Genomic DNA, 8,219 nt, shown 5'->3' with positions numbered 1-8,219 from the left:
CGGTCTGTACTGCTGTGAACAGTCAGAAGCCGGCTTTAGGTCCCACCCACCCCTTCGAGTCCTACCATACAAGCCGGCTCGCCGGCGATTGGGCCGCAAAGCAGCCCCCTTACCGCCCCATCATCTCCTGCACCATGCGCCGCTGCTCCATGATCTCGCGCTGGCGCTGGTCGATCTGTGACGCCAGCGGGAAGTTGCTACCGGCACGACGCTTGGCGTAATCCAGCTGCTGGATCGCCTGGTCGAAGTCACCCACCAGGGTAAAGTACTCTGCCCGTGCCCGGTGCAGGCCTATGGTGTTGCCCGACAAACCACGCACTTCGGCCATGTCGTACCAAACATCCGGGTCATCCGGGCGGTTCTTGAGCAGGTCGTTCAGTACCTTTTCGGCCTCGGCGGGCTTGTTCTGCTTGATCAGCAGGTCGGCACGCACCTGCTTGAGCGGGTAGTTGCCCGGATACAAACCTTGCATGCGCTCCGCCCGCTGCTGCGCATCGGCCAAGCGGTTGTTGGTGATGTCCAGGTCGATCTGCGCCAGGTTGTAGGTGATGTCGTTGGGCGCCTTGGCCAGCAATGGCTTCAGGTTCTCACGCGCTTCGTTGAGCTGGCCGCCTTTGATCTGCGCCAAGGCAAGACCATAGCGGGCGGCGTCCAGCTTGGGGTCTTCGTCCAGCTGCGCACGGAAGCGTTTGGCTGCAAGGCCCGGCGTGCCTTCGTAGATGAGGGCCACGCGGGCGCGGATCAACTGATAACGCTGGCTGTCCTCGACGCCGCCCGGGGGGGCCTGTTCGGCCCGGTTGCGGGTGTCGGCGATACGCGATTCGGTCACCGGGTGAGTCAGCAGGAATTCTGGTGGTTTGGCGTCGTAGCGGTACTGGCGCGCCAGGCGCTCGAACATGGTCGGCATGTTGCGCGGGTCGTAACCGGCCTTTTCCAGGTTCTGGATACCGACGCGGTCGGCTTCCTGCTCGTTCTGCCGCGAGAAGCGCCGCTGCTCCTGGATCGCCGCCGCCTGGGTGCCGGCAATCATGCCGATGCCGGCATCGCCGGCGCCCCCTGCCGCCAGTACGATACCGGCCAGCAGCGCCGCCATCATTGGCAGTTGCATGCGTTGCTGGGCCTCGACGCCACGGGCGAAGTGGCGTTGCGACAAGTGCGCCAGTTCGTGGGCCAGTACCGAGGCGTATTCGCCTTCGGTCTGGGCGTTGAGGAACAGGCCGCCGTTGACGCCGACGATGCCACCGGGGGCGGCGAAGGCGTTCAGCTCTCGGCTGTCGATGAGGATGAATTCCAGGCGCCGGTCCTGCAGCTGGCTGGTTTCGGCCAGGCGGTACACGGTGGTTTCGACGTAGTCCTTGAGCTGCGGGTCGTTCAGCTGGTTGACCTGGCCGCGTAGCAGGCTGAGCCAGGCGCGCCCGAGCTGGTGCTCCTGTTGCGGCGAGACGATCGCGGAACTGGCGTCGCCCAGTGAAGGCAGGTCGCTAGCATGGCCGGGTAGGGCCATCAGGCAGGCCAGCGTCAACAGGGTAGGGCGCAGTAGATTCATGCACGAAGCTCGCGTCGGGTCAAAGCCCCTACTGTAGCCCGCTCACACGTTGGCGACCAGTGGCGGTATGCTAGCCAGCCTGTTACCAAAGACGTCTGCCCCACGTTTGGAGACCCCTGATGACTAGCACCCCGACCTGCGACGCCGAACTCGACGCCAGCGGGCTGAACTGCCCCCTGCCTCTGCTCAAGGCGAAGATGGAGCTCAACCGTCTGGCCAGTGGCGCGGTGCTGAAGGTGATTGCGACCGACGCAGGCTCACAGCGCGACTTCCGCACTTTTGCCCAGCTGGCCGGTCATACGCTGCTGCATGAAATGGCCGAGGCCGGCACCTATACCTACTGGCTGCGCAAGGCCTGAGCCCCAATCAAGGATCGTCAATGTTCAAAGTGCTTCGCGACTGGATAGAGCGCTACTTCTCCGATGAGGAAGCGGTGGTGCTGGCGGTCCTGCTGTTTCTTGCCTTTACCGCGGTCCTTACCTTGGGCGGCATGCTCGCGCCGGTGCTGGCGGGCATGGTGCTGGCTTTTCTGATGCAGGGGCTGGTCAATGCCCTGGAGCGCCTTCGGGTGCCGACGCGGCTGGCGGTGATGGTGGTGTTCGCCCTGTTCATGGGCGCGCTGGCGGTGTTCCTGCTGGTGCTGGTGCCGTTGCTGTGGCACCAGTTGATCACCTTGTTCAACGAGTTGCCGGGCATGCTCGGCAAATGGCAGTCGCTGCTGTTGCTGCTGCCCGAGCGCTACCCGCACCTGGTGTCTGATGAGCAGGTGCTGCATGCCATCGAGTCGGTGCGCGGCGAGATCGGCAAGTTCGGCCAATGGGCACTGACCTTCTCGCTGTCGAGCCTGCCGCTGCTGGTCAGTGCCATGATCTATCTGGTGCTGGTGCCGATTCTGGTGTTCTTCTTTCTCAAGGACCGTGAGCAGATCGGCCGCTGGGTCAGTGGCTACCTGCCGCGCCAGCGGACCTTGCTGAACCGGGTAGGCACTGAAATGAACCGGCAGATCGCCAACTACATCCGCGGCAAGGGCATCGAGATCCTGATCTGCGGTATTGCCACTTACATCGCGTTCATCAGCCTGGGGCTCAATTACGCCGCGCTGCTGGCGCTGCTGGTAGGCCTGTCGGTGGTGGTGCCGTATGTAGGGGCGGTGGTGGTGACTGTGCCGGTGACGCTGATCGCGCTGTTCCAATGGGGCTGGGGTGATCAGTTCATCTACCTGATGACGGTGTACGCCATCATTCAGGCGCTCGATGGCAACGTGCTGGTGCCGCTGCTGTTCTCAGAGGCGGTGAGCCTGCACCCGGTGGCGATCATCTGCGCGGTGTTGTTGTTTGGCGGGTTGTGGGGCTTTTGGGGGATCTTCTTCGCGATCCCGCTGGCGACGCTGATCAAGGCAGTGCTCGATGCCTGGCCGCGGCAGGAACCTGCTGTGGCGCCGATGTTGTGATGCATGGGGCCGCTTTGCGGCCCTTTCGCGACACAAGGCCGCTCCTACAGACGAACGCAACCCCCTGTAGCGGGCTTGTGCCGCGAAAGGGCTGCGCAGCAGCCCCAGTCAATCTCAAGCCTTGTTCAGCGCCTGGGCCGCCGCGAGTACGGCATCCACATGGCCCGGCACCTTCACGCCACGCCATTCCTGGCGCAGCACACCGTCCTTGTCGATCAGGAAGGTGCTGCGGTCCACGCCCATGTACTCCTTGCCATACAGCTTCTTCAGCTTGATCACATCGAACAGCTGGCACAGGGCCTCGTCCTTGTCGCTGATCAGCTCGAACGGAAAGCCCTGCTTGGCCTTGAAGTTCTCATGCGACTTGATGCCGTCGCGCGACACACCGAACACCACGGTGTTGGCCGCTTCGAACGCTGCATGCTGGTCGCGGAAGCCCTGGCCTTCGGTGGTGCAGCCTGGGGTGCTGTCCTTGGGGTAGAAGTACACCACTACCTGACGGCCCTTGAGCTCGGCCAGGCTGACGGTCTGGCCGCCGGTGGCCTGGGCCTGGAAATCGGCGACGGGTTGGTCGAGTGCTACTGCCATGGATGCATTCCTTAAACGGGGTTCTGTGGGCGCCAAGGCTCGATCAGCGCGTCCAGGTTGAGGGCGTCGGCAAAGTCGAGGAACTGGTCGCGCAACCAGCTGATCTGGGTGCCGGCCGGCAGGATCACGGTGAACTGGGCGTTGAGCATGCTGCTGCCAGTCTGCGGTGCGAGGTAGGTGTCGCAGGTCATGGCTTCGAGCTCGACACGGTGGTCGAGGAAGAACTGGCACAGCTCGTTGATGATGTCCGGGCGGTAGGCCGCACTGACATAGGCCACATAAGGCAGGGCCTGCGGGCGCACCTCCTGGTCGGCGCTGCGCACCACGTCGAGGGTCAGGCCGTGCTTCTTGCCCAGGCCGGGGAGGGTGGACTCCAGGCGCGCCAGGGCGTCCCAGCTGCCACCGACCTGCAATACCAGGGCGCTGGTCTCGCCATGGCGGCTCAGGCGCGAGGTGACGACCGCGCAGCGGTTCTCGAAGGCAGCGCGGCTGAGGACGTTGGCCAGCTCCATGGGATTGGGGCCCAGGGCACTGATGACAAGGAATTGTTCGCGGACGGTGGGGGTGGACATGCAGCATTCCTAAAGCGATGAGCGGTCGGCACAGGACGGGCGAAAGCCTCCTGTCGGCAGGGCCCGGGGCTCGCATGCGAGGACGTGGACGCTGGCCGGGGAGCAAGGTCGACGGCCCGGCGGGCCGCGCTGCACCGATCAAAGGATCAAGGGTAGCGAAATAAGGCGCCGAGGGGAATGCTCCACCCGCCTGCTTCGCTTGTGCAAGGCCGATGCCCCCAGTACCATTACCGCTCTCTTTTTCCGGCAGGAGCAGTTACATGATTGCGGGCAGTATGGTGGCATTGGTCACACCCATGGATGCACAAGGGCGTCTTGATTGGGGCAGCCTCGGCAAACTTGTAGACTTCCACCTGGAAAACGGCACCCACGCGATCGTCGCCGTCGGCACCACCGGCGAGTCGGCCACCCTGAGCGTCGAAGAACACATCGAGGTCATCGAATTCGTGGTCAAGCGGGTCGCTGGCCGCATTCCGGTCATCGCCGGCACCGGTGCCAACTCCACGTCCGAAGCCGTGCACCTGACCCAGAACGCCAAGGACGCCGGCGCCGACGCCTGCCTGCTGGTGGTGCCGTACTACAACAAGCCGACCCAGGAAGGCCTGTACCTGCACTTCAAGCACATCGCCGAAGCCGTCGACATCCCGCAGATCCTCTACAACGTACCCGGCCGCACCTCCTGCGACATGCAGGCCGAGACCGTGATCCGCCTGTCGACCGTGCCCAACATCATCGGCATCAAGGAAGCCACCGGCGACCTGGCCCGTGCCAAGGCCATCCTCGATGGCGTCAGCAAGGACTTCATCGTCATGTCCGGCGACGACCCGACTGCCGTCGAGCTGATCCTGCTGGGTGGCAAAGGCAACATTTCGGTCACCGCCAACGTCGCCCCGCGCGAAATGGCCGACCTGTGCGAGGCCGCCCTTGAGGGCAACGCCGAGAAGGCCCGCGCAATCAACGAAAAACTCATGCCGCTGCATAAAGACCTGTTCTGCGAAGCCAACCCGATTCCGGTGAAATACGCGCTCGTCGAAATGGGCCTGATGCAAAAAGGCATTCGCCTGCCACTGACCTGGCTGAGCGAAGGCTGTCACGAAAAAGTCCGTACTGCCTTGCGCCAGTCCGGCGTACTGGTTTAATCGAGGAAGTACACCGCATGAAGCGACTGGCTGGTCTTTCCGCGCTCGCCCTGATCATTTCCAGCACCAGTGGGTGTGGCTGGCTGTGGGGCGAGGATGGCTATTTCCGCGACCGCGGCAGCGATTACCTGCAGGCGCACCCGACTGCACCGATGCAGCTCCCGCAGGACGCCAGCAACGTCAAGCGCCTTGACCCGCTGCTGCCGATCCCGCGCAACGTCGCCGACGATACCGCCAAGGGCGAGTTCGAAGTGCCGCGTCCGCAACCGCTGTCGGCTGGCGCCGACGTCAGCGATTTCAGCCTGCAGCGCAGCGGCAGCAGCCGTTGGGTGCTGGCCCAGCGTTCGCCGGCCGAAGTCTGGCCGGTAGCGCATCAGTTCTTCGAAGACAACGGCTTCCGTATTGCCGAAGAACGCCCGCAGACGGGCGAGTTCACCACCACCTGGCAGCGTTTTGACGAGCTGTCGGCATCGCTCGGCCAGCGCCTGGCGAGCACCGCCAGCAATGGTGACAGCGAAGTGCGCGTGCGTGTGCGCATGGAGCCTGGCGTACAACGCAACACCTCCGAGGTGTATGTCGTCAGTGTCGAGCGCCCGGCTGGCAGCACCGCCGAGCCTGCGTTCCCGTCCGCGTCCAGCAACACGGCCGCCGATGCGCTGCTGGTCGACGAAATGCTCGCCAGCATGAACCGCAGCGCCGAGAAGGGCGGTTCGGTGTCCTTGCTGGCTGCGCGCGACTTCGATGCGCCGAGCCGCGTCAGCCTGAGCGAAGACGGCAGCGGCAACCCCGTGCTGTTCCTCGGCGCCGACCTGGACCGTGCCTGGTCCGGCGTGGGTCGTGCTCTGGAGCAGGGTGGCGAATGGCGTGTGGAAGACATCAACCGCAGCCTGGGCCTGTACTACATCAACCTGTCTGAGAAGCCCGACGACAAGCAGAACCAGCCTGGCTTCTTCAGCCGCATGTTTGGCAGCGAGCCAACCAAGGAAGAGCTTGAAGCCCGCGCCGAGCGTTACCAGGTGCGCCTGAGCAAGGTTGGCGAAAGCGTGCAGGTTACCGTCGAGAAGAACATCAACACCGTGGCCCCGGCCGATGTCGCTCGCCGAGTGCTGAGCGCCATTCAGGACCACCTGGGTTAAGTGCGCTTCGCGGTACTGGGAAGCGGCAGCCAGGGAAATGGCACGCTGATCGCCAGTGGTGACACGTTCATCCTGGTCGATTGCGGTTTTTCCCTGCGTGAAACCGAGCGGCGCCTGGCGCTGCTCGGCGTGCAGGCGTCTCAACTGAGCGCCGTGCTGGTGACGCACGAACATGCCGACCATGTGCATGGGGTGGGGTTGCTGTCGCGGCGCTACAATGTACCGGTCTACCTCAGCCAGGGCACATTGCGCGGCATGCGCAAGCCGGTGGAGGCGGCCGGTTTTCTTGCCTGTGGCGACAGCCTGAGTATCGGCTGCCTGCAAGTGAGTGCGGCGCGGGTCGAGCACGACGCCTACGAGCCGTTGCAGTACGTCATCAGCGACGGTCGCCGGCGCTTTGGCATGCTCACTGACCTGGGTTCGTACGACGCGCTGTTGCTTGAGCGCTATCAGGGCCTGGATGCACTGCTGATCGAGGCCAATCATTGCCGCGACATGCTGGCCCGCGGGCACTACCCGTACTTCCTCAAGCAGCGGGTTGGCGGCATGCAAGGACATTTGAACAACCACCAGGCCGCGCGCCTGGTGGACGAGTTGGGGTGGAGCAACCTGCAGCACCTGGTGCTGGCCCACCTCAGCAGCAAGAACAACCTGCCACATCTGGCCCGCCAGTGCTTCGTCGACACCCTTGGGTGCGACCCGGACTGGCTCCAGGTGGCGAATCAGGAACACGGGCTCGACTGGCGCGAAATCGCCTAGCCCAACCACTCAAGCAAGCGGAGCCCAATCATGGAAAAACGCGAAGAACTCTACCGCGGCAAGGCCAAATCGGTTTACAAGACCGACGACGCCGACCGCTTGATCCTGCTGTTCCGCAACGACACCTCGGCGTTCGACGGCAAGCGCATCGAACAACTGGACCGCAAAGGCATGGTGAACAACAAGTTCAATGCCTTCATCATGCAGAAGCTCGAAGAGGCCGGCGTGCCGACCCAGTTCGACAAGCTGCTGGGCGACAACGAGTGCCTGGTCAAGAAGCTGGACATGATCCCGGTCGAGTGCGTGGTGCGTAACTATGCCGCCGGCAGCCTGGTCAAGCGCCTGGGCGTGGAAGAGGGCATCAAGCTCGAGCCGTCCACCTTCGAACTGTTCCTGAAGAACGACGAGAAGGGCGACCCGTTCATCAACGAATCCCACGTTGTCGCTTTCGGCTGGGGCACCGCCGAGCAGCTGGCAGAGATGAAGAAGCTGTCGCTGAAGGTCAACGAAGTGCTGAACAAGCTGTTCGATGACGCCGGCCTGCTGCTGGTCGACTTCAAGCTGGAGTTCGGTGTATTCCACGGCCAGATTGTCCTGGGTGACGAGTTCAGCCCGGACGGCTGCCGCCTGTGGGACAAAGAAACCCGCAAGAAGATGGACAAGGACCGCTTCCGCCAGGGCCTGGGCGACGTGATCGAAGCCTACGAAGAAGTTGCCAAGCGCCTGGGCGTGCCGCTGTAAGCGGCGCATTCACGCAAGCGCCTGATACCACGCGATTTTTTTGAAAATAAAGGTTTGCGTTTTCAGAATTCGCTGGTATGATGCGCGGCATTGGAGAGATGCCGGAGTGGTCGAACGGGACGGATTCGAAATCCGTTGTACTGGCAACAGTACCTAGGGTTCAAATCCCTATCTCTCCGCCATACATGTGGTAGATAAAGCCCCTGAAAACGATAAGTTTTCAGGGGCTTTTTCGTTGTGCCCGAGTTAAACCTCAAAGCATCGCCGGGCGCATGGCCGGGCCCTGTC

At 63.2% G+C, this 8,219-nt stretch carries 9 protein-coding genes and 1 tRNA gene; 7 read left to right on the top strand and 3 right to left on the bottom strand.

The window, feature by feature from the left end; genetic code table 11:
• Positions 1-109: 109 nt before the first annotated feature.
• The gene (locus tag EGJ09_RS25505; protein ID WP_012315802.1) at positions 110-1,546 is read right to left on the bottom strand and encodes a M48 family metalloprotease; all 1,437 of its coding nucleotides are present in this window, start codon (positions 1,544-1,546) and stop codon (positions 110-112) included.
• A gap of 119 nt (positions 1,547-1,665) precedes the next feature.
• On the opposite strand from EGJ09_RS25505, the gene EGJ09_RS25500 reads away from it, so the two are divergent.
• Both EGJ09_RS25500 and EGJ09_RS25495 read left to right on the top strand, forming a co-directional pair.
• Positions 1,666-1,905 carry a sulfurtransferase TusA family protein gene (locus EGJ09_RS25500; RefSeq protein ID WP_012315801.1) on the top strand — a complete coding sequence of 80 codons (240 nt, stop codon included), beginning with the start codon at positions 1,666-1,668 and terminating at the stop codon, positions 1,903-1,905.
• Positions 1,906-1,925: 20 nt separating this feature from the next.
• On the top strand, positions 1,926-2,996 hold the full coding sequence (locus EGJ09_RS25495; protein WP_046787985.1) for an AI-2E family transporter: 1,071 nt from the start codon (positions 1,926-1,928) through the stop codon (positions 2,994-2,996).
• A gap of 114 nt (positions 2,997-3,110) precedes the next feature.
• Here EGJ09_RS25495 and EGJ09_RS25490 read toward each other — a convergent pair whose 3' ends face one another.
• Positions 3,111-3,584: a peroxiredoxin gene (locus tag EGJ09_RS25490; RefSeq protein WP_039605383.1), complete on the bottom strand. Its 474-nt coding sequence runs from the start codon at positions 3,582-3,584 to the stop codon at positions 3,111-3,113.
• 11 nt (positions 3,585-3,595) lie between these two features.
• Complete coding sequence (locus tag EGJ09_RS25485; RefSeq protein ID WP_008097509.1) at positions 3,596-4,156, bottom strand: glycine cleavage system protein R; 561 nt, start codon at positions 4,154-4,156, stop codon at positions 3,596-3,598.
• Positions 4,157-4,416: 260 nt separating this feature from the next.
• Here EGJ09_RS25485 and dapA point away from each other — a divergent pair, with 260 nt between their 5' ends.
• From dapA to EGJ09_RS25460, 5 genes are all read left to right on the top strand, one after another.
• Positions 4,417-5,295, top strand: a complete 879-nt coding sequence (dapA, locus tag EGJ09_RS25480) for a 4-hydroxy-tetrahydrodipicolinate synthase (protein WP_012315797.1) — start codon at positions 4,417-4,419, stop codon at positions 5,293-5,295.
• Between the two features lie 17 nt (positions 5,296-5,312).
• Complete coding sequence (gene bamC, locus EGJ09_RS25475; protein WP_046787987.1) at positions 5,313-6,431, top strand: outer membrane protein assembly factor BamC; 1,119 nt, start codon at positions 5,313-5,315, stop codon at positions 6,429-6,431.
• A complete protein-coding gene (locus tag EGJ09_RS25470; protein WP_115274069.1) occupies positions 6,432-7,190 on the top strand; it encodes an MBL fold metallo-hydrolase in 759 nt (252 codons plus the stop codon).
• 30 nt (positions 7,191-7,220) lie between these two features.
• Positions 7,221-7,931: a phosphoribosylaminoimidazolesuccinocarboxamide synthase gene (gene purC, locus EGJ09_RS25465; protein WP_012315794.1), complete on the top strand. Its 711-nt coding sequence runs from the start codon at positions 7,221-7,223 to the stop codon at positions 7,929-7,931.
• Between the two features lie 92 nt (positions 7,932-8,023).
• Positions 8,024-8,113: transfer RNA gene (locus EGJ09_RS25460), tRNA-Ser, on the top strand.
• The last annotated feature ends 106 nt before the right edge of the window (positions 8,114-8,219 follow it).

The sequence above is a fragment of the Pseudomonas sp. p106 genome (assembly GCF_003936645.1).
In the GTDB taxonomy this organism is placed as follows: Bacteria; Pseudomonadota; Gammaproteobacteria; order Pseudomonadales; family Pseudomonadaceae; genus Aquipseudomonas; species Aquipseudomonas putida_E.
This window is presented reverse-complemented; position numbering and strand designations above follow the sequence as displayed.